20 protein-coding genes and 1 riboswitch are annotated in these 24,989 nt (G+C 48.6%); of the genes, 13 read left to right on the top strand and 7 right to left on the bottom strand.

Annotated elements, in window-relative coordinates; translation table 11 throughout:
* Positions 1-1,705: 1,705 nt before the first annotated feature.
* Positions 1,706-2,755 carry a GGDEF domain-containing protein gene (locus AC0VYQ_RS13395; RefSeq protein ID WP_475403777.1) on the bottom strand — a complete coding sequence of 350 codons (1,050 nt, stop codon included), beginning with the start codon at positions 2,753-2,755 and terminating at the stop codon, positions 1,706-1,708.
* Between the two features lie 229 nt (positions 2,756-2,984).
* Positions 2,985-3,776 (bottom strand): glycoside hydrolase family 191 protein, encoded by a 792-nt coding sequence (locus tag AC0VYQ_RS13390; protein ID WP_475403776.1) that lies wholly within the window; start codon positions 3,774-3,776, stop codon positions 2,985-2,987.
* A gap of 107 nt (positions 3,777-3,883) precedes the next feature.
* A riboswitch (cyclic di-GMP riboswitch) is annotated at positions 3,884-3,968 on the bottom strand.
* Between the two features lie 79 nt (positions 3,969-4,047).
* On the opposite strand from AC0VYQ_RS13390, the gene AC0VYQ_RS13385 reads away from it, so the two are divergent.
* The 5 genes from AC0VYQ_RS13385 to pelG are packed head-to-tail and all read left to right on the top strand — an operon-like array spanning position 4,048 to position 10,873.
* On the top strand, positions 4,048-5,274 hold the full coding sequence (locus AC0VYQ_RS13385; RefSeq protein WP_475403775.1) for a hypothetical protein: 1,227 nt from the start codon (positions 4,048-4,050) through the stop codon (positions 5,272-5,274).
* Complete coding sequence (locus tag AC0VYQ_RS13380; RefSeq protein ID WP_475403774.1) at positions 5,271-6,182, top strand: hypothetical protein; 912 nt, start codon at positions 5,271-5,273, stop codon at positions 6,180-6,182. The genes AC0VYQ_RS13385 and AC0VYQ_RS13380 overlap by 4 nt, the downstream gene beginning before the upstream one ends.
* The gene (locus tag AC0VYQ_RS13375; RefSeq protein ID WP_475403773.1) at positions 6,179-8,017 is read left to right on the top strand and encodes a DUF2194 domain-containing protein; all 1,839 of its coding nucleotides are present in this window, start codon (positions 6,179-6,181) and stop codon (positions 8,015-8,017) included. Before AC0VYQ_RS13380 ends, AC0VYQ_RS13375 begins: the two co-directional genes overlap by 4 nt.
* Positions 8,014-9,432 (top strand): GT4 family glycosyltransferase PelF, encoded by a 1,419-nt coding sequence (gene pelF / locus AC0VYQ_RS13370; protein WP_475403772.1) that lies wholly within the window; start codon positions 8,014-8,016, stop codon positions 9,430-9,432. The genes AC0VYQ_RS13375 and pelF overlap by 4 nt, the downstream gene beginning before the upstream one ends.
* Complete coding sequence (pelG, locus tag AC0VYQ_RS13365) at positions 9,413-10,873, top strand: exopolysaccharide Pel transporter PelG (RefSeq protein WP_475403771.1); 1,461 nt, start codon at positions 9,413-9,415, stop codon at positions 10,871-10,873. The genes pelF and pelG overlap by 20 nt, the downstream gene beginning before the upstream one ends.
* Positions 10,874-10,937: 64 nt before the next feature.
* Here pelG and galE read toward each other — a convergent pair whose 3' ends face one another.
* A complete protein-coding gene (gene galE / locus AC0VYQ_RS13360; protein WP_475403770.1) occupies positions 10,938-11,960 on the bottom strand; it encodes a UDP-glucose 4-epimerase GalE in 1,023 nt (340 codons plus the stop codon).
* 122 nt (positions 11,961-12,082) lie between these two features.
* On the opposite strand from galE, the gene AC0VYQ_RS13355 reads away from it, so the two are divergent.
* A complete protein-coding gene (locus AC0VYQ_RS13355) occupies positions 12,083-12,901 on the top strand; it encodes a tyrosine-type recombinase/integrase (protein WP_475403769.1) in 819 nt (272 codons plus the stop codon).
* On the opposite strand, the gene AC0VYQ_RS13350 is transcribed toward AC0VYQ_RS13355, so the two are convergent.
* Together AC0VYQ_RS13350 and AC0VYQ_RS13345 are read right to left on the bottom strand one after the other, a co-directional pair.
* Positions 12,870-13,721: a tyrosine-type recombinase/integrase gene (locus AC0VYQ_RS13350; RefSeq protein ID WP_475403768.1), complete on the bottom strand. Its 852-nt coding sequence runs from the start codon at positions 13,719-13,721 to the stop codon at positions 12,870-12,872. The two genes, AC0VYQ_RS13355 and AC0VYQ_RS13350, sit on opposite strands and share 32 nt — an antisense overlap.
* Positions 13,718-14,152, bottom strand: coding sequence for a sigma factor (locus AC0VYQ_RS13345; RefSeq protein WP_029331656.1), 435 nt, complete (start codon positions 14,150-14,152; stop codon positions 13,718-13,720). Before AC0VYQ_RS13345 ends, AC0VYQ_RS13350 begins: the two co-directional genes overlap by 4 nt.
* Positions 14,153-15,501: 1,349 nt before the next feature.
* Between AC0VYQ_RS13345 and AC0VYQ_RS13340 the strand changes: the two genes are divergently transcribed.
* Genes AC0VYQ_RS13340 through AC0VYQ_RS13330 form a run of 3 tightly spaced genes read left to right on the top strand, consistent with a single transcriptional unit; the run spans position 15,502 to position 19,056 of the window.
* The gene (locus AC0VYQ_RS13340) at positions 15,502-16,887 is read left to right on the top strand and encodes a TcaA 3rd/4th domain-containing protein (protein ID WP_475403767.1); all 1,386 of its coding nucleotides are present in this window, start codon (positions 15,502-15,504) and stop codon (positions 16,885-16,887) included.
* 19 nt (positions 16,888-16,906) lie between these two features.
* Entirely contained in the window at positions 16,907-17,329 is a 423-nt protein-coding gene (locus tag AC0VYQ_RS13335) for a zinc ribbon domain-containing protein (protein ID WP_214767008.1), read from the top strand.
* A complete protein-coding gene (locus tag AC0VYQ_RS13330) occupies positions 17,326-19,056 on the top strand; it encodes a zinc ribbon domain-containing protein (protein WP_475403766.1) in 1,731 nt (576 codons plus the stop codon). Before AC0VYQ_RS13335 ends, AC0VYQ_RS13330 begins: the two co-directional genes overlap by 4 nt.
* A 46-nt stretch (positions 19,057-19,102) precedes the next feature.
* Here the strand turns inward: AC0VYQ_RS13330 and AC0VYQ_RS13325 are convergent, their stop codons facing one another.
* Together AC0VYQ_RS13325 and AC0VYQ_RS13320 are read right to left on the bottom strand one after the other, a co-directional pair.
* Complete coding sequence (locus AC0VYQ_RS13325) at positions 19,103-19,786, bottom strand: hypothetical protein (protein WP_475403765.1); 684 nt, start codon at positions 19,784-19,786, stop codon at positions 19,103-19,105.
* Complete coding sequence (locus AC0VYQ_RS13320) at positions 19,783-20,538, bottom strand: hypothetical protein (protein ID WP_475403764.1); 756 nt, start codon at positions 20,536-20,538, stop codon at positions 19,783-19,785. The genes AC0VYQ_RS13325 and AC0VYQ_RS13320 overlap by 4 nt, the downstream gene beginning before the upstream one ends.
* Positions 20,539-20,625: 87 nt before the next feature.
* On the opposite strand from AC0VYQ_RS13320, the gene AC0VYQ_RS13315 reads away from it, so the two are divergent.
* The 4 genes from AC0VYQ_RS13315 to AC0VYQ_RS13300 all read left to right on the top strand — a co-directional run bounded on the left by AC0VYQ_RS13315 (position 20,626) and on the right by AC0VYQ_RS13300 (position 24,951).
* Entirely contained in the window at positions 20,626-21,849 is a 1,224-nt protein-coding gene (locus AC0VYQ_RS13315) for a hypothetical protein (protein ID WP_475403763.1), read from the top strand.
* Between the two features lie 19 nt (positions 21,850-21,868).
* On the top strand, positions 21,869-22,774 hold the full coding sequence (locus tag AC0VYQ_RS13310; protein ID WP_214767018.1) for a hypothetical protein: 906 nt from the start codon (positions 21,869-21,871) through the stop codon (positions 22,772-22,774).
* Positions 22,775-22,897: 123 nt separating this feature from the next.
* On the top strand, positions 22,898-23,569 hold the full coding sequence (locus tag AC0VYQ_RS13305; protein ID WP_475403762.1) for a response regulator transcription factor: 672 nt from the start codon (positions 22,898-22,900) through the stop codon (positions 23,567-23,569).
* Positions 23,566-24,951 (top strand): sensor histidine kinase, encoded by a 1,386-nt coding sequence (locus AC0VYQ_RS13300; protein WP_475403761.1) that lies wholly within the window; start codon positions 23,566-23,568, stop codon positions 24,949-24,951. Before AC0VYQ_RS13305 ends, AC0VYQ_RS13300 begins: the two co-directional genes overlap by 4 nt.
* Positions 24,952-24,989 lie beyond the last annotated feature (38 nt).

The following is a 24,989-nucleotide window of genomic DNA, read 5'->3' as shown; positions in this document are numbered from 1 at the left end:
CCATCGAGTAATCGAAGAAGCTGTAAGCCTATTTGGACGACATGATCAGCCGCTGCCAGCCCGGCGGCGATGTGAAGGTATCATGCTTTGACGGCTCTCGGAAATGAACTAATCCGGGGGACGGCTGCAGAAAAATTCGATGAGAACGTATGGGCAATTGTGCATCAGCACGTACTGTAACGCACCCATCATTAAGACGATTTGTTGTATTGCTCACCCGACCTAGCGTCTATTTTTTCATTAATCAGTCAAACGGGCTCCGCTTTATGGAGACCCGTTTCGGATTGTAGCAGGGGAAAAATTTATCCTCTCTGCAATCGATATAGAATGCAAGAAAATTATACAATCTCAAAACTGAAGCTCGTCAGTGATTTTGCTCTATCTGACGATGAGACACGTCACGTCGCTCTCCTGCCTAATTAGCATACAATTGTTTTTTTAGCAGATGAATCAATTGAAGGAAGGCTGACTGGTTACGACTTGGATAAAAAGGTCGTGACATTCACCCGTGGTCCATAACAATTTGGTGAACTCCTCACATCGAATCAATACACATGATTGTACGTTTTTCCGAGAAATCACGCCGGCAGGAATTTTGTCGTTGCAGGTGATACACAGGAAGTTCGTGTGTATGACGAGAAAAATGGATTTAGATCAGCTGCATCCACGCCTTCAAAACGTCTGCGCAGGCAGGCGTTTTGAAGGCGTGGATGATCGGTCAGGCACATACATAGCTTGATCAAAAGGAGGATTTCACTGTCAGACCGATTGCATTGACGAATCAGGGCAAAGCTATTCTGCTCGACGTCTGGAAACATATTAATCTATATGCAGGACGTATTGTTATCGAGCGGATAGAATCGATAAGACACATACTTCTATTGGATTGTGAAAAAGGAGACACTGCAGGTGTCTTTCGACCGATTTAAGGGGAAGAACGTTACTACTCACTCCGAAGTCAGCTGGTCGACGACTTCTAAGACGGTCCAAATCCAAAAAAAAGGAATTTTGTATGGAGTGAAGCCAGGCAGTTATACACTAGCAACTTACGAAGGACAGACGGTAACGCTGAAAGCGAACGTGAAACAAGTCCCGCTCTCAAATATATCGAACTTCAGATTGGTTTAAACGTCACTGGGCCAGTATCGAGGAAACTGAGACTTTTGAAGGAGTGTATGCGTTCTCGACTCCGTATAATCAGATCAAAGGGTCAAGTAGTTTGGCTAATTCTGATGGTATGTTTCACGGTTCTTTAATTAAAGGTATGCTCTATTACAGTACGGTTACCATGAAACATCCAAAATCTAATCAACTTGGACTCGTTTTTTCTCGATTCCTGCTCTGTCTGAGTATTAGTTACAACAAAGTAAAATTCTGCATACGTTTGAAAAAATAAAAAATGGTCAAATGGTGAAACTGCCGACTATACGGTGGAATATGCAAATAAATAGATTGCCCGTTAAGGCATCAAGCGTCAATATGAATATCAGGTCGGCGAAAGTTCAATCATAATTTATGATGATCGATCCGATATCGCATGTCTCATCTCCATTTCACTCTAAAAAAACGATGCTGACTCAAAAGTGAGGATATCTCTAGATTGAACTGAACGAAGGGAGAAAGATTTCCGGAGTAAATTTGGAAATCTTCCTCCCTATTTCCTTTAATCTTGGAGCGACTTATGAGTCAGCCCCATTTTTTTGTGTTACAACAGATGGCTTACAATCCGGACAAGATTCCGACCGGAACGTTTTGCCTGATACAACGCTTTGTCAGATAACTCCATCGAGTGTTGGACGGGGATGTCCTGTTTTCCGGACGACAGACCGATCGATGTCGTGATATGTATCGAGGAGCCGTCGAGCAGACGGAACGTGTGTTGTTCAACTTCAGAGCGAATCCGTTCTGCGATCTGCCACACCTGTTTAATCGGCAGGTCCGTCAGAAGGACGGAGAACTCTTCGCCTCCCATGCGGGCGACAATGTCCGCCTGACGGGCATTCTGTTCGAGAATCATCGAAAATTGTTCGAGCACGGCATCGCCGTTTAAATGACCGTACCGATCGTTGACCTGTTTGAACTGATCGAGGTCCAATGTCAGCAGATGATAGACGGTCGCTTGCTTCGCCACACGTTCCGCCTGAAGTTCCCAAGCATAGCGATTTGGTAACCCGGTCAATGTATCGCGTTCTGCCAAATGCTGATAGGAGGTCAGGCGGACTAGACGTCCTTGGCGCTCACTCATCAAATAGAAAAAAGAGAGCGTCGTGAAAAGAACCGGTAAGAGCGTTTGGTGAAGTAAATCTGTGAGTGACGTATGCATACTTCCATCCAGGGACCGCAACATCGCAAGAAGGACCAGTAGACCAAACCCGTTTAACGTCAGGAAATGTGTGAGGAGAGAGTGCTGAATCCGTCCCCGCACTTGAAACAAATCATAAAAAATCACAGCAATCAATGGAAGAAATGAAAAGGGATGGGCGATAGCAATTAAATACGCAGACACAAAAGAGACGGCGATATAAGTCGGAACACGTGCTCCAGCGAATAAGAGTAAGACAAACGGCATATAAGCAAGCGGTTGAAGTGCACTCGGTCCGTAATCCAGTAAAAGAACACTGATTCCGCCAAATAAGATCCCAAGTCCGGCATCACGCGAAGTGTTCGAGTGACAGGTACTTCCGTAATATATTTTCATGAGCGCGTAGATGGACGTGAAAATAGTGCAGAAAATCATAAATGATGTATAAAACATACTGTTGTCATCCAATCTATATAAATACTTTCTTAAAATATATAGTTAAATTTTATATTTGTAAAATATTGTATATATTCATTTAATTTACTAGTTTTATTGGAAATGAGAAGAGCACAGAATCTCCTGAACTTCTCAGGAAAACCTGTGCTCTTTTTAAAGTTTATTCATTTCATACTCGGAAATAATGGAATTTAATGTGGAAATATGCAATTATGTTACAAGTAGGTTAAAATTTATTATAATCAAGATCGACGTTTGATTTCAAATGTATGAACCCATTCTTTTTCGCGTACTGCGCACTTTTCGCACCTTGCTTAGAAGAAATCGTCAATGTCTTGATGTCTTCTTCTTCGTTCAACTCCTGAAGATCTGCCATCCGGTCTTTTGACCATTGGTCTTTTGCGACCGTCGAGTAGTTGAAGCTTTCCCACATGATGCCATCGATGTACGGGTACGTATGGTATTTTAATGTCCCGAAGCCCCAGTTTTGAATCAATGAGAGGTCCGCATGTTTCGTCTTGACGCTCTTTAAGAAGTTCGTCATCGCGACTTGCTGCTGCTCAAGAATCTTTGGTTGGTCGGCATGTTCGTTGTCGATGTCGCCGACTGTATCCAAGAAGACACCGTCGAGTCCTTTATTGACGACCTGCTTTTCGACTTCTTGCATGAGGACCGCTTGGTAATGCTTCGAGTTGATGTCCATTAAGTATGAATCCCACTCCGCGTAGTGAACACGTTGTCCATCACGGTGGAAGAAATCTGATTCCTTTAATTGCGCCATCAAGTCTGTGTTCCAGTTGTCGGCTTCCATCGTGTTGATGTAGCCGTAGACTTTCGTGCCGTACTTTTGAATTTCTGCGATTTGTTTCGCTGAATAAAAGACCGGTTCGATGATCATGACATCGTACTTTTGCATCTTCTTGATTTTTGATTTCGTCGGTGCATCGTAGTAGACCTTATACGAGCTGACGGAATCGAGTGGATTCGTTGATTGAGCTTTGCCCGTGATTGGTGTCATCAGTAACACTCCTAAAAAAAGAATGCACAAAAAAGACGTCACGCGTTTGAGTGAGATAATACCCATGGTTAGTAGCCTCCTGATTTTTTATCAGAGAGCGGCTGCGGCATTGCAGACTGGCGATCGGTATCCGAAGATCGACGACCCATGTCTTTGCGCCCTTACTTTTCAGTAAGTTTGCCCTTCTCGATATTTAGTTGTAATTGCCTGTTTGACTAAATCTTACCACTGCTAACAAAAATGTAAATAACTATTTTAAGGAGAGTGTGCCATGATTTACACACAGCATAGAAATACAGTCAAATGGATAGAAATGCTAGCTAGTATTTTACTTATCGGTTTCTTTGACTATATGTTTAGCCTTTCGGTCTCGAATTGGGCAATTGATCCGTTAATCTTTTATATTTTATTGTTCGCCCTCCGCTATGGTCTGCTCGGGGCGTTCGTCAGTTTCACGATGACGATGCTGTACCACCTGTTTTTCTTGTCGGTCGAAGGATCAGACATTCTCTTATTTTTATACGACCGGACGGAACTGAGCTGGATCATCTTCCACTTCCTCGTCGCGATGGTCTGCGGGATTTTCAGTACCTCGTTCCAGGAACGCTACTTATCGCTACGGCTCCGCCACGAAGAAGTCGTCGAAGAAAACAACCACTTGCTCGAGACGGTCGAAAAGCTCCGGCTGTCGCAGTCGACGATGCAAAAGAAGGTCCTCGACTCGGATCATACGTTAACGAAAATCTACCAAGTCGGACTCGAGCTCGACCAAACGGCGGCCGACATCGTCCGCGATCGCCTCGTCGATGTCTTGAAACGTTCGTTCAAGGCAGAGAATCTTGCCATCTATCACGTCGATGCGTCAAAACGGACGTTACGACTCCACGTCCGGTTCGGTGAGAAAGAGGTCTTGCCGCAAACACTATTCATCGATCCGTCGACCGGCATCTATCAACGGATGTTCAAGACGAATGCGATCTCAATCCGGACGATGGACGAGACGGACGTCCCGTTGCTGATCGCACCGATCCGCTACGACGGGAAGATTCAGGAAGTTGTCGTCATTCAGGCGATCGACTTCAACCGCCTGACGAGTTACGAGATGAACATCATGCAGTTGATTCTCGACTGGACCGGGACACGAATCGAAAAAGCGTTGACGATGGAATGGAATGCGTCGCGTGGTGATTTGATTGAAGGAACACGGATTTATCAAATCGAGCCATTCAATAAGAAGGTTGCACTCCAACAACACCGGGCCGACCATTACGATCAACCGTACAGTACGGTCGTCTTGCCGGTCGAACAGGTCCAGCTGTCGTTGATTGAAATGGAATTAATCTTACGCCAGTCGATGCGGGAAATCGACATCATCGGCTATGACGAGACGAATCAAATGCTCCACTTCCTCTTACCGGGAACACCGCAAGAGAACGCTGAAGGATTCAAACAACGGATTAAAGAGTTGTTCGCACGAAAAGGAGGGAATCTTGGATGATGATGTTCTTCGTCCTGTTATTTTTCCTGATTCATGCCGTCATCGTCTTTCTCGTCACGAAACTCATCACGGTACGGATGGCCCCGGCACAGCGTGGTCTCGTCAAATGGATCGCCCTGATTTGTTATTTCGTCCCGTTACTCGGTGAACTGTTCGGTCTCGTCAGTTGGCTGATCGCAAGACGATACGCGTCAGACAAGACGTTGCTCGACTACGATGACTACATCGAGTTCGACGTCGTCAACCTGGAAGGACTGCAACAACAGGCTGCTGACAACATCGACTTGGTGCCGATGGGCGAAGCGATGGCGATGGACGCGAAGGAACGGAAACAATCGATCGTCCGCTTGACGACGACATCGATTGCCGACTCCGGGAAGTACCTCCAGTTCGGGCTCGACCATGCCGACTCGGAGACGGTCCACTACGCGGCGACGGTCCGCAATACGTTATATGACCGGTACGAAGCGACGATTAAAAGTCGCGAGGAACAACTTAATCCGGGGCATGTCACGACGTATTACCACTTGATTGACGCCTTCGAAGCCTTCATCGAAAGTGGACTGCTTGATGACAGCATGCAAAAACGGATCTTTGATCGGTTCGGATCGTATTTACAAGACATGCGGATCCAGTATCCGGCGGACGCGACGTGCTTGAAGGCGTGTGGCAAGCTCGCACTCGCAAAAGGCGACGTCGCGGACGGACTCGGCTACTATGAACGCTTGATCATGCACTACCCGGAGCAAGCGGACGGCTACATGCTGGCGATCGAATATCACTTCACGAGAGGGGACTGGACGAAGCTGGCCCCACTCGTGACACAACTAAAAACACACGTCGCACCGGACGACATTCCGGACGACAAATGCTACATTTTGGACCGGCTGGAAGGAGTGGAACTATGAAAAAATCAATCACGACCTACGTCGTCGCCGTCTTCGCGATTCTGCTCGTCACGATCGGCGTCGTCCAGTTGTTACGTCTTGATTATGGACATCGCCTGATTCCGACCGAGGAGACGCAACAAAAGACGTTTCAGACGATGTCGGGCAAGGAGGGACAGATGGACGGACAACCGGTACAAGTCTATATCCATCAGGATAAAGGCGAGCTCTCAAAAAGTGTCTTGACGAACTTTAAATATGCACTGAAGTACGCGAAAGTCCCGTATACGAATATCTCAATCAAAGAAATCGAGCAATTGGAGCCGTCCAAGCGGACCGTGCTTGTTTTAGCGGGAGAGCACTCACGTGACTGGCCGTACGAAACGATTCGTCAATTCGTCAAGGACGGCGGACGGCTTTATATTGCAGCACGCTTCATCAATCAGGACTGGGCGGAGCTCGTCGGGGTGGAACAGTTCGGTGATTTCAAAGACGGCATCAACGGATTGACATTCAAGGAAGAAATCTTCCCTGGTTTCGTCGATCTGCCGGACTCGTCGAACTTGTTCGCCCACAGTATCGCCGACGTCGAGCTGCTACCAAAGGCTGACGTCAAAATCACGGCGTCCGGTGAACCTATTCTTTGGACATCATCGTACGGCAAGGGAACAGTCCTGTTCTGGAACACGACATCGCTCGCTGAGAAAAACTCACGCGGTTTAATGCTCCAGACATTGGCGTTATTGTTCCCGTCATTCGTCAGTCAACAGGCGGCAATCAAAGTGACGCATCTCGATGACTTCCCGTCACCGGTCCCCGGGAATACGAACGCCGCAATCGAGAAGACTTATAACCGGACGATCAAGGAGTTCTTTAAAGAAATCTGGTGGCGTGACATGAAACGAATCGCCGACGAACAAGATGTCACCTATACCGGCTTTCTCATCGGCAGCTATAAGAATACAACGGAAGAGACGACGGACGACTTGTCGGAAAAAATCCGCACGCCGATGCTCAACTACGGGCGGGGTCTGCTGAAGATGGGCGGGGAAATCGGACTGCACGGCTTCAATCACCAGCCCCTCGTCGTCGCCGATGAAACGCTTGATCCGAACCTCGGTTACGTCCCGTGGAAGAATCAGGACGAGATGGAAAGTGCGTTAAAGAAAGTCATCGGGACGCACGACTATTACTTCCCGAACGAGTCGATTCAAAGTTATGTTCCACCGTCGAACATCATCAACGAGACGGGTTTGACGGCACTCAATGATGTCTTTAAAGACAAGTTGATCGTCGCCTCGCTCTACTCAGGAGATCCGTCGATGGGCAGCTACATCCAAGAGTTCGGACCGGACAAGGTCCATCAAAATCTCTACAACTTCCCACGGATCTCGAGCGGCTACAACGAGACGGCAGAAGATACGTTCGTCATGGCGGACGCCGTCGCGAACTTCGGCATGTTCAGTCACTTCATCCACCCGGATGACGTGCTCGATGAAGACCGGTCGAAAGGGAAGGGCTGGGCAGAAATGGAGAAGACGATCGAAGCGATGTTCCGCGACGTCAAGACGATGTATCCGTACCTCGAGAGCTTGACTCAGTACGAAGCGTATGAAAAATACGTCCAGTACCAGCAGTCGGACATCAACGTCACCTATACGGACAAGACGATTGAAATCAACGGGACGAACATGTTGAAGCCATCGGTCATGCTCGTCCGTGTCGCTCCGGGGCACCACCTCAAGACGGGGACGTTCGATTTCGGGACGATTCGCGCGCTTGCAGGCGAGACGTTGTATCAAGTCACGTTGACGAAAGCAACGGTCACGTTACCGATTGAGGAGGGGACAGAATGAAGATTGGTTTAGTCGTCGAAGGCAGCTATCCCTATGTCAGCGGCGGTGTCGCGAGCTGGGTCCACATGGTGATTCAGCAGATGCCGATGCATCAGTTTGAAATCATCGCCATCACACCGACGCAACTGACGGAAGCGGATTATAAATACAACTTACCGGACAACGTGACGGGTGTGACGAACTTATCACTTGACCTCAAATACGACCGTCCGAAACCGAAACACGTCCTGTCGGCAGAACAAGGGCGGTTGATTCAACAATGGATGACGTTCCAACACGTCGAAGCACCGGTCTTCCCGATTTTCGAACAAGCAGTCGGGACGTCGGAGCACTTCTTCGCGAGCCGGCTCTTCTTCGAGCTCGTCAAGACGAGTTACGAGACGGAAAAACAATCCGGCTCCTTCATCGACTACCTCTGGATGTGGCGGAGCATGTATACGCCGGTCCTCGAGTTACTGCAGGCGGAGTTACCGCAAGTCGACTTGATTCACTCGGCGTCGACCGGATATGCCGGACTCGTCGCGAGTGCGATCAAACAACGGCAGGGCGTACCGTACATCTTGACGGAGCACGGCATCTACTCGCGGGAGCGGGAAGAGGAACTGTTGCAAGCGACATGGATTCCGATCGAATACCGGGCACACTGGATTCGCTTCTTCCACCACTTGTCAGCAGAAGCCTACCAGGAAGCCGATGACGTCATCACGCTGTTCGACCGCAACGGTGAACTGCAACAAGAACTCGGCGCACCAGCGGCGAAGCTGCGGATCATCCCGAACGGTATCGATGCCGTCCGTCTGTCGAGTTTACCAGTCATCGAAAAGGGACCGATTCTGAAGATTGGTGCCATCGTCCGCGTCGTCCCGATCAAGGACATCAAGACGATGATTCATGCGGCGAAGGTCCTGCAAGAGATGGACGTCGCGTTCGAGCTGACGATCATGGGACCGCTCGACGAGGACGAGGAATATGCGACCGAGTGCCAACAGTTGATCGAACAGTTAGAACTTGATCCGTATGTGACGCTCGCCGGCAAGGTCGACATCGCCGCCTACTTGCCGACGTTTGACGTCTGCTTGTTGACGAGCATCTCGGAAGGGCAACCGCTCGCCGTCCTCGAAGGCATGGCAGCCGGTGTCCCGTGGATCGTGACCGATGTCGGGGCTTGCTCCGAATTGATTAACGGACGCGAAGACGACCCTTACGGACCAGCCGGGTTCGTCGTCCCGCCGGTCAATCCCGGACGGATCGCCGAGCGCTGTGCATGGTTCGCTACGCATCGCGCGGATGCGAAAAAACTCGGGGAGAACGGCAAAAAACGGGCCTTGAAATACTATCAGACACACCAGTTCATCGCCGAGTACGTGGCACTTTATGAAGAAAGGGGGCTGGCATATGGCGGGCATCGGGTTTAAGCTCCAAAAGCTGTTCCAGGAAGATTATTTTTCAGCACGTCTGAAGGCGTACGCCTTCGCAGGGCTCGTCACATCCGGTCCCTGGTTGATCGTCATCGTCACGATCGCCTTGACGCAGTGGTTGACGACGTACTTATCGATTGCTTCGTTCGAGGAACGGACGACGTTCAACTTGACGATTTCCTACTGCTTCATCTTTTCACAAGTCATCCTCGGGATTCAGCAACTCGTCGTCACGCGGTATCTCGCCGATTGTTTTTATGAGAAGCGCTACAAGGAAATCTTCCCGACGTTCATCGGGATGACGAAGATGACGATCGCGATTGCCGCCGTCTTCTACGTGGTTTTCCTGACGTTCTCCGAGTTGCCGTTCCTGTCGAACTTGTTGATTTTGATTCTCTTTTTGACGATCAACCTGATTTGGGTGCAGTTCTTATTCCTGAGTGCGGCGAAGTTTTATCAAGCCGTCGCCTATAGCTTCTTAGGGGGAGCGACAGTATCGATCATCTCCGTCCTCTTGATCGACCGCTTCTTAATGCCGTACTTGACGGCACCGTTCGCGACGAGCATGGCGTTGACGGCAGGCTTTACGCTCGGGATGCTCGTGACGTTGTTCGGTCTGTTCACGGCGATGTTATTGACGTTCCCGAACCGGGAAACGAAAGATCCGTTTAGTTACCTCAGTTACTTCGACCGGCATCCGGCATTGTTTTGGACGAGCTTCCTCTACAACATCGGTGTCTGGGTCAGCAACTGGGTGATTTGGTTCTCAGAAGGCGGAGCCGTCCATCTCGGGACGTTCCGGTATCACCCCGTCTACGATACGGCGATTTTCCTCTCGTACTTGACGGTCATCCCGACGATGACGATCTTCGTCATCTCCGTCGAGACCCGTTTCTACGAGCGCTACCGTGTCTTTTACGGTTACGTCAATGAGGGCGGGACGCTCCAGCAAATCAACAAGGCGAAGGCGGCGATGCTGCTGATTTTACGGCAAGAGCTCCAGCGACTCGTCCGCAATCAGGGACTGTTCACGCTGTTCGTCCTGATTTTTGCCTCGACCTTGCTCAGTAGTCTCGCCTTGTCGAAGGAGACGATCAGCATCTTCCAGATGACGACGATCGGTGCTTTCTCGAACGCGATGGTCCTCGTCTTGACGCTACTGTTGCTCTATTTTGAAGATCAGCGCGGGGCCTGTATCACGTCACTGCTGTTCTTCGCCGTCAACGGCGTCTTCGCGGTTGCGTTAGCACCGTTCGGATATGACGGATTCGGTCTGAGCTTCGCATTAGGGTCGACGGTGACGTTCGCCTACGCCTTGATCCGCTTGATTCAGTACGTCAATGAGATCGATTTCCATACGTTTTGCCGCTATGAGCCGCGCCAGCGCTCAACCCGCTTCACCCGCGTCGGGGAACGATTGAACCGGCGCTCGGCCTAACAAAAAAAGCCTGAATCGAAGTAGCATCTCGCTACTCGGATTCAGGCTTTTTTGTGGACGGTCATCAGCTGCGGTTCATTTCACGCGGATAGCCTTCCGGGTTTTGTGACTGCCAGCGCCAAGCGTCCTGGCACATGTCATATAACGTTTTTTCAGCTTTCCAGCCGAGGAGGCGTTCGGCTTTTGACGCATCCGCATAACAGGCGGCGACGTCACCCGGACGACGGTCGACGAACTTGCGTTTGACGTCGATGCCGGTCGCTGACTCGAACGTCGTCACTAAATCGAGAACGCTTGAGCCGGTCCCTGTCCCGAGGTTAAAGGCTTCAATGCCTTGGTGCTTATACTCGAGTGCTTTGAGGTGCCCTTTCGCAAGATCGACGACGTGGATGTAATCCCGAATCCCTGTCCCGTCCGGCGTCTCGTAATCCTGTCCGTAGACACTGAGCTCATCCAAACGTCCGGCTGCGACTTGCGTGACGTACGGCATCAAGTTGTTCGGGATACCGTTCGGGTCTTCCCCGATCAATCCACTGATATCGGCACCGATTGGATTGAAGTACCGTAACAGGGAAATCTCCCAGTCCGTGTCGGACGCCGCGACGTCTTCAAGCATCTGTTCAATCATCAATTTCGTCGCGCCGTACGGATTCGTCGTCGAGCGTGGCGCCGACTCGTCAATCGGTGTCGTTTCCGGCACACCATAGACGGTCGCGGATGAACTGAAGACGAGTTTTTTGACGTTGTGTCGCGCCATGACCTCAAACAAGACGAGTGAACTGACGAGATTGTTCTTATAGTACGACAGCGGTAAGGCGACAGACTCACCGACGGCTTTCAAACCGGCGAAGTGAATGACGGCTTCGATGTCATGCTGCGTAAAGATTTGTTCGAGCGCTGTCATGTCCATCACGTCGTTTTCATAAAACGTGACCGGTTTTCCCGCGAGCTGCTCGATCCGGTCGAGGGCGATTTTTTGACTGTTGCTCAAGTTGTCGATGACGACGACGTCATATCCTGCTTGGAGCAGTTCAAGACACGTGTGGCTACCGATATAACCGGCGCCTCCTGTTACTAAGATTTCCATAAAGATTCTCCTTTTTGTTACAATTATTGGATAAGCATAGCATGAAATGATTGTCTGTTCCATGCTTGAAAGCTCTTGGAAAGGGAATCCTTTTACTAGACCAATTATGAGGAGGATTAACCATGACCCACTTCGACTATCTCGAGCAGTACCTTAGCACGCACGCGACGTATTCGGCGCTGACGATCAAAGCTTACCGCAGTGATTTACGGCAGCTGAAGAAGGCGTGTGGCGAGTGGTCGGTCAAGTCCCTCCAAACGTATTTTGATCACGTCATCGGACAGTATAAACCGGCGACGGCACTGCGGCGGTATCATGCGTTGATGGCACTCGGGAATGAACTCGTTCGAGTGAAACGACTTAAGGTCAATCCAATGAAACAAGTTCGACCGATCGTCCATCAGCACGTCCGGCAACGGGACGGTTATCCGTTACTGGAGGCAATCGATGTCATCCGGCAAATCAAGCATCCGACGTACCGTCTCTTTTTCGAATTCATCAGCCAAACGGGCCTCCGCTTCATGGAGGCCCGTTTGTTGTCGATTGAGGACATTCAGTTTGCGACGGCGACGTTACTCGTCCGGCACGGCAAAGGACGACGCTTGCGGACCGTACCGCTCGGGCGCCATTTGGTCACGAAGCTAAGAGCGTTCATTGGAGATCGCGTGACAGGGTACGTTTTTTGCTCCGTCCGCGGTAAGGCGATCCACGAACAAGGAGCGCGGGATGCGTTACGCAACCAATCTCTCGCCCGGTCGGGACGGATGCTCCGTCCGCATGATTTACGTGTCGGCTACGCGACCTACCTGTACCAGACGGCAGGCTGTAAGTTACTCGAGATTCAACGCCTGCTCGGACATGCCCGGTCGGAGACGACGGAAGGCTATATCTTGAGTGAGGAGACAAAGCTCAGACGAGTCGTCGATGTTTTGTCGGCGTAAGACGGTTGATCGACGAACGGGCGACTTCAGCCGACGGCAAGATGTACTGTTGCGTCGTCTTCGCGTCACTGTGACCAAGCAACCGCATGACCGTCAGCAAGTCGGTCTGGTGTTCCCGGTAAAGGGTCGTCGCGAACGTCACCCGGAGGTCGTGCGGACGTAACGTCCGTCCGAGCAACACGTCGCTCGCCTGCCGCAATTGTTTCCGTGTCGTGTCGGGACGTAACCGTCGCCCTTGATCGGTCAGGAACACGTACTCGCCGTCCGGTCGTTCCGTCTCAATGTACCGCAACAGGACGTCCGTCAATTCGTCGTTCAACGGGACAAAACGGGATTTGTCGCCTTTACCGTGGCGGACGAACAGGTGACGCTCCGTAAAATCGAGATCGGCACACGTCAATTGGTGGGCTTCACTGAACCGGAGTCCGGTATGGAGCAGTAAAAAGTAAAACGCATACGTCGCCTCATCGGTCAGCGTGTCGATGACACGACGGGCATCCGGATAGCTGAAGGCCGTCCGTAGTTTCGGACTCGGACGAGCCGGTTTCTTAATCTGCTTGAGAGGATTTTTCGCAAGTGACCGCTCCGCGACGAGGGCATCGAACAAGGTCGCTAAGGCATGGATCCGCCGGGCGACGGTCGTCGGGGCATAGGTCGTGTGAAGCAGTGTGATGTATCTTCGGAGTGACGGAATATCGAGGGCCGTCGCATGACGACAGAGGTGGCGGACGTCCGAACGATAGGCTTTTTTTGTCAGGCGACTGTAGGTGGGGGAAGCCTCAATCAAGGCGAGTAAGCGGTCGAGGTAGAACGTCATCATAGGAGGATGCCTTCGACTTTCCGCTTCAAGTCTGACTTGAGGGAGCGCAGACGGGCGTCGGAGTAGCCGAGTGTTCCTTCCGTTCCAGCGATCATTGCCTGAAGGAAGGTGAATTCTTTCGGGGAGAGGGCGTGTTCGAGTTCGTTCAGCAAGTAAGGGAAGGAAACAGTTTGTTGACGAGGCAGTTCCGGCAGGGTTTCGACGGCGACTTCGGTCGTCAGTGTGCGAGTCCGTTTGGCGAGATAGTCGAGCATCGCGCCGCGCGCCCGAATGCGGACGAACGTGATTGATAATTCCTTGCCAGATTCGATGGATGTCCAGAGGCGGAGCAACGCTGCTTGCCGGCATTCATCGTGTTCGTTCGGGTGAATCGAGAGGCGGTGCAGGAGTGAATTGATGAGGGGGAGCCAGTGGTGTAAGGCTTCATTCATGGGAAGGGTCCAGTCTTTCGGATATGCATATCGAAGGGTATTCCGCGGTAGTTTTAGTATAAGTAGAGTTATCCTCTCTTTTCAAACTATCTTTTTTGAATCATGCCAACGGTTTTCTGAGCTTTCAAAAGTTGTTCGTCTCGTTTTCCAACTAAATATCGACGATTGACCGAGGCAAACCCTTGTTTTGTCGCGCGTCGCTTCAGGATAACTCTACTTATCCTCGGGGGTGTTCGGAAAAAAACAAACGGATAATGCATGCTGTTGTACATGAGACAGTTTGTCAAATTAAGTGCAGCACCTCTTCCGAGAAGACCTCGTATACAATTTTTCGGTTGATACATTTTCTTTATATGCGCACGGATCCAGGATAGCGTTTGAGCGAATTCAGAACGACTGAGCTTGCTAAAATCTGCTTCCTTCTGTAAGAATTCATGGAAAAAACTAATAGCGTTTTTGTTACTCCGACATTGCCAGGAAGAGTACGAATCAGTGAAGTGCATGGATACTCCTAACGTTTCGCAAATGACAACTGAACTCTTTCCCACGGTCTGTCGTCGCAGTCTGAAGTGTTCCGGCAGGGAAAGAAGCATGGAGTGTATGAATCGCCTCTTCCATTAAGTCAAAAGAACGGTTAGACATCGATAACGTAATTGTAGAAACGACTCTTTCGCTTGACGAACGTCGCGACAGACGCTTTCGTTTATCCGACAGTATCGAATTCTTGATTATCGAATGTTTGACATTCTTTCGCTTCAGAAGGGCGTTTGCTGATTGATAGTCCGATATTGAAGCGTCTCTGCGCGCTTCGCGTGGTTTTGGACACAGAAGGCCAGCATGAGCCTTAATAAGGTCATTCCAGATCCCACGATAAATCGCTTTGAATGATGGTTGGTCCTCTTGGAATAAACGTCCTGTAATCTGTTTGATTGACATAGTAAGCATCTTAGTGCGGATTTGGCCTCGGTTCTTGTGAAATCATAGAGGGATGATGCTCAAGGCATTTAGCAATCTTTTGAATCGAGGATCTTAACTCGAGATACGTCTCTATCTACAATATCAGTAAAAAAGCGTTGTTTTGGATTGACTACGTTATAAAAAGAAATGTCCGCTATTTGGTGTTTCTGCGACAAATCTATGATTCGTTTCAACCTTTTCTCCTTTAGGAGTGAAGGTTTTTTATACAACATGAGTTTTTTTGATGAAGATAATAACTTTTTACATACATTCACAAAAGTATGTAATTAATAATTTTTTACAATAAATAGTAAATGTAATAAAAACATGTTAGAATTTTCTGTGGTTATTTTTTACTAATCAAAATTAAGAAATAGAGAGGGAGATTTGTCATGGCATGTGTGAATTGTTCGGATGCTGCAAAACGTGGCTTGAAGTTTTGTCCGAGTTGCGGTGATGAATTGGAACATCATGTAGAACAAGTAGAACCAGTAGAAAAAGAACGCGACGTCAGACCGGTCCGTCCTAATAAAATGAGTAAGTCTGCAAAAGCCGTTCTTTTAACGGTTGGATTATTGGTCGTAGCAGGTGGCGCGTATTATGGACTCGCGACACAATGGTTCACGGTCGAGGCGACGACAAATCAGGTGCGGGATGCGATTCGCTCAGACGATGCGATATTACTCGCTGAGCATACGGAGTTCAATGGAAAGCCAATTGATCAGAAGATGGCGCAGCGTTTCTTAGATGCCTTGAAAGAGACGCCAGAGCAAAAGAAATCATTCATGGATTATTTATTAATGGCTGGTGCTTCAATTCAGGCAGAAAACGAAAGTGACGTTCCCGGTCAAATCGTAGCAAGTGGTCGTCAACTCGGGATCTTTAAGGATTACCGTTTACGCCTCGATAGTGTTAAAACGGAAGTCATCAGTAACTTTAAAGGAACGAAGGTCACGCTCGTGAATCCGGTCGGAACGGAAAGTAGTAAAGCGTCGGCGGAAGGTATCATGATGGACGGTGTCTACCCGGGATTAATGGATGCCAAAGTCGCGTATGACGGCGAATACGGAAAAGAGTCGAGCGATGTCACAATTAATCCATTGACGCTTGACGCTGCAAATCGAAAATTTGAAATCACGTTAAAAGGAAATGCGATCGAGCTAGATCAGACGTATCCGGATGCCTTTTTGATCGTTGATGGAAAGTCGACATCTAAACAAGTATCGGATTTGAAGAACTATGGACCGATCCCGAAGAACGGCATCAAACTCTCGATTGAGAATTCATTCCCATGGGGGGAGGAGACATCGGATGAGATTGTCGTCAAACCGGATACCAAAAAAGCGACGTTCACGTTCGAACCATCAGAAGCCGTGCTGAACCAACTTCAAGGAGTTGTCGAGCAGCATGCGTCCGACTGGGTCGATGCGGCAACCTATCAGGATACGAGTTATTTCTCGCTCGTGGATGATGCGTCTTACCTTGCGAAACAACAAAAGAACTATGACGATTGGAGCCGAAAGGACTTGGAGTGGGACGGAGAGTTCATGAATGCATCGATTGATCGTTCGTCAGCGAAGTTTGTCGAGTACGGGAATACGGTCGGCATCGAAGTCATGGCGACAACATATATTCGAGGTGAACTGTATACGTATGCGAGTGAATCACCAGGAAAATCAACATCGAAGTCACTCTTCCGCTATCTCTTCACATATGGTAGTTCAGAAGATAGCTATGAGGAAGGGTTCCGAATTCAACAGGCAACGAACATTAAATAAAAATAAGGGGGCAACAAAGATGATGGATTGGCAAACAGTTAAATCACGTTTTCAAGGGATGACAGCAAAAGAATTACAGGATCAGGCGGAGCAGGCACGACGTGAAAAAGGACGCTTGTTGTATGAAATCGGAGAGCGTCATTACATGAAGCTGCGGAGCGAAGGACGTCGTCAAGAAATCGAGGACATTCTTGCGCAAGAAGTACTCGTGTTCGGTGCATTGTCACGGATTGATGAGATGGAAGTCGAAGCTGCACAAAAACAATGTAAGTCATGCCGGACACCACTTGAGCCAGGCGCGAAGTTCTGTGGTAAATGCGGCACGTCCGTCCCGCGTGAGAACGAACAAGCGAAAGTCGCATGTACGACATGTCATACGCCACAACGTAATGATCAGCATTTCTGTACATGTTGTGGATCGGAAATGGGGCAACGCGTATGAAGTATTGTTCGACCTGTGGTCAAGCACATGCTCCCCACGCCCAGTATTGCGAAGTAGACGGAACGTCACTGGATAAGCAAGCCCGTCCAATCCGTTTCGAACAAGCAACTCATTTCTGCGTCGGGTGTGGTACACAAATGGATGGTCGTGCGTCCTATTGTCCGAATTGTGGACATTCGCGCCTTATCGCGGCGACGTCAGAAGGCTCGCTTGTGGATCGCCTTCCGGGTATGGACGACATTCGTAAGAAGTGGAAGTCACAGGATTGGAATGTGAATCTTCCATGGAAAGAGCGCGGACAATCGTTTTTATCACGATTCAATCTATCGCTTGGGAATCCGAGTCTTGCCATCGGTAGTATCGCTGCCGTCATTTGTTTTGCTGCAATCATCGTCTTATTGTTCATCATGCTTGGTCTCCTCAGTGATAACCCGGCATTAGAAGGAATCAAGACTGTTCAACAAAACATGGGGGATGATTTTAGTACATTCGGTATGTTCTTCTTCCTTGCCTTCGTTGCCCTTGCTGGTCTCCAGCTCACATCAAGTGAAGACTTGAAGTCACGTTTCCTTACAGAAGTGGTAGGTAACGATGCAGAACAGTTCTCCGATATTCAAAAAGCTATCGATCAACTTGATTTTCATATTTTCTCAGGACACTTCTTGCTGTCCTTACCGGGTCTGCTTCTATTAATCGGGAGTGCATGGTTACTGGAACGAGGTGGTGTCATCGGGATCAAGGCGACATCATGGAATGAACGAATCGAACGTGCTGTCATTTTTGCCCTGACGTTATCGTTAATCACGCTGGTCGTCGGATTGCTCGCGACAGACTTCGGTATCTTCGATCTACATCTGGTCACAGGAATGCTTCGGATTTTCCTTCTATCACTTGGTGGTGTCCTGTTGTTCCAATTCATCGGTCAAACGAATCTGCACGGTTCTTGGCAAGTTGGACGAATCGCTGCGACGACATTAATGAGCGTCTATTTGTTCGGTGTCCTGCTGACGTCGTTCGGACAACTGTATTATCTAAACGAGCTCGATGAAATGGACGAAGTCGAATTTGGTGAATCAGCAAGTCTCGTCCTGTTGAGTGGTGCGTCTCCGCTTTACGCGATGTCACAAGCGGGGCAAGTCGACTTCAAGATGACTGTTTTGACGGAAGACTTCCGTTTAGGTGCTGCCTTATATGGCGAAGACCGCTTGAGTGATCTGCAACGACCAGTGGAAGAAGCAGGAGAAGCTTCGAATCTGAGTCGGATTCAAGGAATCATCGGTAACCAGATTGAAAACGGAGAAGATCCAACACTCGATCCGAAAGTGACACGCTTTGATGAAACGGTGGATGTTGGACTCTTAACACGTTTCGCGCAAATCGCGAATGCCTCCACTCCATTTGAAGAAGAGCAATTGCTCAGTTCAAGTGTTGCTCCGTACGGCTTGATTGCTCTTATACTGATGTTCGTTATCCATATCGGAATCGGATTCCGTTGGATTCGGACGTTACCTAATGTGGCGATTTATGCTGGGGTCTTTATGATCGGTGGACTCATTCTAGCTTACTTCACACAAACGCGGTTTGAACTGCAATGGGATAACGATATCCTAGCCGGTGTCATCGTTTCTACTTTGACATGGTGGAATGCGTTCATGCTTTTCCTCTTCCCATTCCTCGGTGGATTAGTGGGGTATGGATTGAACCGCTTCAAAGATACAAAAGGATGATTCCAAACAAAAACGCTTGTCTCCGTTTGCGAAGACAAGCGTTTTATCATAAGGATTGTTTGGTCGTCTGTTCAAAGTCGATTGTCGAGTCTTTTTCAATGCCGGAATCTCGGAATGTCAGACTACCGTCCTCATTAAACTGGATTTCTAAAGAGGACTCGTAGAAGTAAAGCATCAAGCTATTGTCGGAATTAAAACGTCCGCTGTACGTATAGTCATCAAGTGGCTGTCCTTCATAATCGAGGGCATCATGGATCGTCAATGTCGCTTCGCGGTTCGGACGCGTCACGACATCGATCGTCGCACTCGTATAATCTTGCTCGTACTCGCCTTGGTCACTCGTCGAGTATGAATAGGTACCCGCCACGTCACGAAACGTTTTTTCGACCTTACCAAGTGTCCGGTGGTAACGGGCCGCTTCGTTCGCAAGTGCTCGGTCACCGAACGTCTGATTCATGACCCGTTCCGCATAACGAAGGGCATCCGTCGTCTGATTCATGAACAAGGCAGCTTCCAAATCGTGAAAAGCTTCTTGTTGCTGCATCAGTGCGATCATACGTTTGTCTGTCGCGCCTTCCGTACGAGCTTTCTCGCGCCATTGTTGTTCTTCGAAAAGGTCTCCAGCGAGTGTACTTTGAGCGCTTTGCTTCAAGTAGAGCTCCGCTGAGTCGTTACTACAGCCACTGAGTACGATAGCTGTGAAGAGAAGAGGAAGTACACGTGACATCATGATGTAGTCTCCTTCTTGAAAGTTCGTTTCACAGAGGTAATGCTGTACCGGTCGTCATCGAACGTAACCTCATATTCGACGATAGCACGATAGAAACGTTTCTTTTCTTCGTCATTACTAAAATGAAGTAGAGCATACGTCTCGGTCGTTTCAACTCTGAAATCATTTTCGTTGAGGGCTTCTATATGATTGAATGTCATATCTTTTAATGTGATGTAACTATATGGATCTTCTTCAGGCACCTCAAGTAAATCACCGAAGTGGTCTCGCTCATTTTCTGTTAAATCATCTTCACCGTAGAATAAATCAGCATAGGAATTGTAGTCCTCGATGGTGGAATCGTAGTAATCCCAGGCACCGTCTTCTCCATTATTGAGCAAGGGAAGACGCTGGGCGTAACTGTTTAGGAACTCGTACAAGGAATCTGTTGAGGCTGCATCAAACATGAGGTAATCCCCAAGGTCTTCATCATCTAGTTGATTACGTTGTGTCGCTGAAGCACCTTCCGGCAAGACTTGATCGATATCGGCCGCTGCATGTGTCAGCTCACTTGTCTTAAATAACGGTTGTGCAGCTTGATATTTGAGATAACCGAAAGTTCCTCCACCAATGCAAAGCAATACAATCAGCAATCCGATAAACCAGGATTTTTTTAAGGAACGGAATCGCGTGTGACGATTTTTTTGACCACATACCGGACAGTAAATCATTTGATCATTCATCGGGGTCTGGCAATTCGAACAATGTGACATAAAAAAGCACTCCTTTCTTACCTTCGTCATTATAATGTAAAATAAAGATAAAAAATAACAAATTTTTGAACAAAAGGAGAGGGAATCATGGATACATATGAACGATTAGGAATATCGCGTACCTCATCGATGAAAGAACTGGAGCGCGCGTATGCTGAAAAGCTAGAAATACATCCGGAGGAGTCCGAAGAGCGGACGGAAATCGAACGGGCATACGTCGTCATTAAATACGAAAAGAAACAAAAGAATAAACGGAATAAAAGAACAGTAGGCATTGGAGCAATCGTTCTGTTGCTCGCTGCAGGAGGTGGAACTTATGTCTTTTTGAATCAGGAAGAGACGCCTCAGGCGGTCGAACAGAAGAAGCAGGATGCTTCGTTCGTCATTGGTGAAGAAGAGAAGGCAAGTCAGGAAAAAGCGGAAACGAAATCAACGGAGTCGACGAAGAAATCAGACTCGAAGGAAGTGTCCGATCAGGATTATAAGAACATTCAAGATATTTCAACGCTCTTTTTCCGTGAACTCGAAGATGCTCTGACGGAGCGGAGTGTCAAAGGACTATCCGTCAGTACGAATACTTATAATCAGAATTTCCAAGGTAGTTTGAACGATCTGGTCACAGGAGGTTATATCTTTGACGGTGAACTGACGGTCAACGACATTCCTCAAAACGATATTACGATCAAAGGAGATAAGGCGACGGTCAAAGCAACGGTCGACTATTCCTCGCGATCCTATCAGCCGTATTTACACGAACGCCCTGAGGGCAGCACGATCGTCTGGGAACTGAATCTTGTGAAGTCAGGTCAAGACTGGCTCGTCGATCAGCGGAAATCGCTATCGGATTCGGCGACAGGCAGAGGTATGGAAGTTCGGGAGTCGGTTAAAGAGGATATCATAGGCGCCGTACATCAGCATGCGAAGGAATGGGAGCAGGCGTATATCGATAAAGACACGTCGGCGTTTACTTTGTTTACATCGTCTGCGTATTTGAGTAAGCAACAGAGTTACTATGCTAGCATGAATAAAAGAGGCGTCTATTGGGAAGGATACTTGGACGAAATCGAGTATTCACCAGCATCGATCAATGTCAGTGAAGTAGCAACTGATCTGAGCGCGACTGTCGAAGCGCTTTGCTATTACGAAGGTGATTATTATAAAGAAGACGATGATTCACTCGAAGAGCGTGATCCAGGAGAAGATGTTCCCTTCAAGTACTATCTGAAATATAACTTAGATGACGAACGCTGGTATATTGTTGATTCGGAAGCACTGAAAACCTTTAGTCATAACGATACGACGACGTATTAAATCGAAGGAGGAAATCCGGATGAAAAAAGTAGTTATAGCAACATCACTGGGTCTTATCATCAGTACACTACCGATAGCAAGTGATTCGGTAGCGGCACTTAGTAAGACAGAGAAATCAATTGTTGATCGACAAATTGCCGCTTTGAAGAAAAGTAAACTATCGGGTGGATATAAACCAATCGATGTCCGATCCGTCTATCTACTTGGTGGAAAGTATCCCGAGACGTTTACGCTGTACGAACGATTCAACTCGAATACGTACATGAATGATGTTATCGGTAAAGCCCAAAAGTATGACGCGAAAAAGAAGAAATGGACGACGATTTATACGTATACGGATCGAGATACAGACTACTATGATGTCCGGGCGAAAGGAAAACTACTCGATACGAAAAAAGAACAGTTAGTCATTGGACCATCTGGTGGAAGCGGGGGATACATCGTGCCGATCCTGATTGGTTCAACAGATGGTAAGACGATCAAAAAGATGTTCGAATCAAAAGAAGCATACCCATTCGGTCGGGCGCTGATTAAAGATAAAAAACTCTATGTCGGTTCAATGACGATTGTCCATGATGTCTATTCCTACAAAGGGAAGGCACTGAAGCATCGTGCCGGTACAGGAGCGGATGACCGGATTGTTGCCGGGAAGGTCTCTAACTATATGACGCTCGATTATTATGGCGGCAGCACGCATCTGACGAGTGGTAAAACGATGACACTCAAAAAAGGACAACGTTTCGGAATTGTTCGTAAATCGACGAAGGATACGAATCCATACGTCTATCGGGCATTTTCTTCAGGAGAAGGAAAGCTACAACTCGACGGGTACGGATTTAAAGCGATTAAGACTGGCGTCGAAAAATGGCACTTCGAACCAGACGCATATAGTGATGCTATTACGATGAAGTTTACAGTAAAATAAGTGCGAGCCAGTTGCTGATTGCTTTCAGGAGCTGGCTTTTTCGTTTGTTCTTCCAGTGTGATTGCAAGCGATTTCATGATACGCTGAGGGACAGAAAAACCTGTCCAGAAAGAAGGGATCCCTATGCATATTCTTGTCATCGATGATGAGGCGAGCATCCGCCATCTCGTCAAACTACAACTCGAGCTCGATGGTCAAACGGTCGAGTCGGCAGCCGATGGAGCAGCAGCACTTGCCCTACAGACGACGCAGACATTTGATTTGATCGTCCTCGATTTGATGCTTCCGGATACGACCGGCTTCGATTTGATTCCCCGTCTTCGAAAGATGACGCCTGACTTACCGATCTTGATGCTGACGGCGCGTGATCAGATGAACGATAAGATCATCGGGCTGCAGCTCGGAGCAGATGACTATATGACAAAACCGTTCAACGGAACAGAGCTCGTCTTACGTGTGAAAAATCTGTTGAAACGCGCGAAATCTCTAGCACCACCTGTACCCGTCGTGACGGATCCGTTTCTGTCCGTTGATCCGGAAGAACGGGTCATTCGTCTAGACGGACAACCATTGCCACTGACATACCGGGAGTATGCGTTGCTCGCGCTCTTCCTGACGCATCCGAAACGTGTCTTCGAGCGTGATGAACTGCTCGAACAAGTCTGGGGTTTTGATTTCTCTGGTCAGACCCGTGCTGTCGATATCATGGTCCAGCGTTTGCGGAAGAAACTCGGAACGCAAGGCGAACGGATCAAGACGATTTACGGCGTCGGCTACAAGTGGATCGACGCATGAAGCTACGCCAGGTCATTACGGAAAACTTCGTCTTGCTTCTCGTTCCGGCACTACTCGTCCTCTTCTTGATTCTCTACGCCTTCATTCAATCGAACCTGTACGAGAACGCCGTCGAGTCCGTCCAAAAACTGAGTCGGGAAGCCGATCTCTATACGACGAATTACCTCGCAAGCGAGGAGACGGACGCGCTCGCCGATACGGCAGTCCCGATCGCTTCGTATCTAGCGGATCGGTTCGATGCACGCGTTCAACTGTTCGGACCAAACGCGGAACTGCTTGCGGATTCAGAACGTGATCAATTACCGCTCCTCGCTAGTGATATCGATCAAGCATTGAAAGGGAAACCGAGTTATCTGTTCCTCAAGGAGACCGATGTTCCGGTGCTGTTTTTCTCAAGTCCACTGTACGGCAAGACGGACGTCATCGGATCGGTCCGTTTTCTCGTCGATCTCCGGACGGAAGCTGAACTGCTCAGGCAATTCACGTATGTCTTCGCCGGTGTGTTTCTGATCTTGATTGTGATTGCCGTCTGGACAGCGCGCCGAATGGCGAAGACGTTGATCGGACCAATCGACGATTTACGGAGCGTATCGCATGCCTTGACGAAAGGGCACTATGCGCATGCGTTGCCCGCGTATCCGTATGAAGAACTGAATCGACTGGCGGCAGACTTCTCGACGCTTGCTGACGCAATCCAACATAACATTGGACAGCTCGAACAACAAAGAAGCGACCAACAGACGTTCATCGATCACATCACCCATGAACTGCGAACACCGATGACGGCGATCATGGGCTATGTCGAGTTGATTCCGAAGCTGCCGCCGGATGAAGCTGCGAATTGCTATCACTATATCGAAGTCGAAAGTCAGCGATTGCTACGACTCGTCTCACATAATCTCGAGCAGGCAAAACAGCAACGTAACGAACGCCAGGTGACGTCGACGATGTTCGCGCTCGATGCTTTGCTTATAGACGCCTTATTCATCATGCAACTGCGGCTCGATGGACAAGGGATCCAAGTTGAACGAGAGGTTCCGTCTATTTACGTGCTCGGGCAACCCGATCAGACGAAACAGGTCTTGTTGAACTTACTTGAGAATGCCGTCAAATATAGTGATGCGATGACGGTGACGTTTGCGGTACTTACCACGAATACGACGTTGCAACTTATCATGACGGATGATGGAATCGGTATTGATCCGGTGGTCCTTGCAGAATGGGAAGAAGAACAGCACAGTCTGACGAGTGCGAACGGAAATGGACTCGGTCTACCGCTCTGCCGGCGTTTGATGCAAGAACAAGGTGGCGACTTCACGCTTGAGAGTGATACGAGTGGGACACGCGTTATGTTGACATTCCGCTTAGCGAACCAGACGTAATGTAATCGCTTACAAATGATACATTTACGAAACAATTC

This window comes from Exiguobacterium sp. QJM3NY_9 (genome assembly GCF_056173545.1).
This window is presented reverse-complemented; position numbering and strand designations above follow the sequence as displayed.

Excerpts from the sequence above, each read along its gene's own strand:
- AC0VYQ_RS13345 (WP_029331656.1), bottom strand. The coding sequence starts at position 14,152 with ATGAATGAAGCCTTACACCACTGGCTCCCCCTCATCAATTCACTCCTG.
- AC0VYQ_RS13355 (WP_475403769.1), top strand. The coding sequence starts at position 12,083 with ATGACCCACTTCGACTATCTCGAGCAGTACCTTAGCACGCACGCGACG.
- AC0VYQ_RS13330 (WP_475403766.1), top strand. The coding sequence starts at position 17,326 with ATGAAGTATTGTTCGACCTGTGGTCAAGCACATGCTCCCCACGCCCAG.
- AC0VYQ_RS13305 (WP_475403762.1), top strand. The coding sequence starts at position 22,898 with ATGCATATTCTTGTCATCGATGATGAGGCGAGCATCCGCCATCTCGTC.
- AC0VYQ_RS13385 (WP_475403775.1), top strand. The coding sequence starts at position 4,048 with ATGATTTACACACAGCATAGAAATACAGTCAAATGGATAGAAATGCTA.
- AC0VYQ_RS13310 (WP_214767018.1), top strand. The coding sequence starts at position 21,869 with ATGAAAAAAGTAGTTATAGCAACATCACTGGGTCTTATCATCAGTACA.
- AC0VYQ_RS13350 (WP_475403768.1), bottom strand. The coding sequence starts at position 13,721 with ATGATGACGTTCTACCTCGACCGCTTACTCGCCTTGATTGAGGCTTCC.
- AC0VYQ_RS13315 (WP_475403763.1), top strand. The coding sequence starts at position 20,626 with ATGGATACATATGAACGATTAGGAATATCGCGTACCTCATCGATGAAA.
- AC0VYQ_RS13335 (WP_214767008.1), top strand. The coding sequence starts at position 16,907 with ATGATGGATTGGCAAACAGTTAAATCACGTTTTCAAGGGATGACAGCA.
- AC0VYQ_RS13325 (WP_475403765.1), bottom strand. The coding sequence starts at position 19,786 with ATGATGTCACGTGTACTTCCTCTTCTCTTCACAGCTATCGTACTCAGT.
- AC0VYQ_RS13395 (WP_475403777.1), bottom strand. The coding sequence starts at position 2,755 with ATGTTTTATACATCATTTATGATTTTCTGCACTATTTTCACGTCCATC.
- pelG (WP_475403771.1), top strand. The coding sequence starts at position 9,413 with ATGGCGGGCATCGGGTTTAAGCTCCAAAAGCTGTTCCAGGAAGATTAT.
- galE (WP_475403770.1), bottom strand. The coding sequence starts at position 11,960 with ATGGAAATCTTAGTAACAGGAGGCGCCGGTTATATCGGTAGCCACACG.
- AC0VYQ_RS13340 (WP_475403767.1), top strand. The coding sequence starts at position 15,502 with ATGGCATGTGTGAATTGTTCGGATGCTGCAAAACGTGGCTTGAAGTTT.
- pelF (WP_475403772.1), top strand. The coding sequence starts at position 8,014 with ATGAAGATTGGTTTAGTCGTCGAAGGCAGCTATCCCTATGTCAGCGGC.
- AC0VYQ_RS13300 (WP_475403761.1), top strand. The coding sequence starts at position 23,566 with ATGAAGCTACGCCAGGTCATTACGGAAAACTTCGTCTTGCTTCTCGTT.
- AC0VYQ_RS13380 (WP_475403774.1), top strand. The coding sequence starts at position 5,271 with ATGATGATGTTCTTCGTCCTGTTATTTTTCCTGATTCATGCCGTCATC.
- AC0VYQ_RS13375 (WP_475403773.1), top strand. The coding sequence starts at position 6,179 with ATGAAAAAATCAATCACGACCTACGTCGTCGCCGTCTTCGCGATTCTG.
- AC0VYQ_RS13390 (WP_475403776.1), bottom strand. The coding sequence starts at position 3,776 with ATGACACCAATCACGGGCAAAGCTCAATCAACGAATCCACTCGATTCC.
- AC0VYQ_RS13320 (WP_475403764.1), bottom strand. The coding sequence starts at position 20,538 with ATGTCACATTGTTCGAATTGCCAGACCCCGATGAATGATCAAATGATT.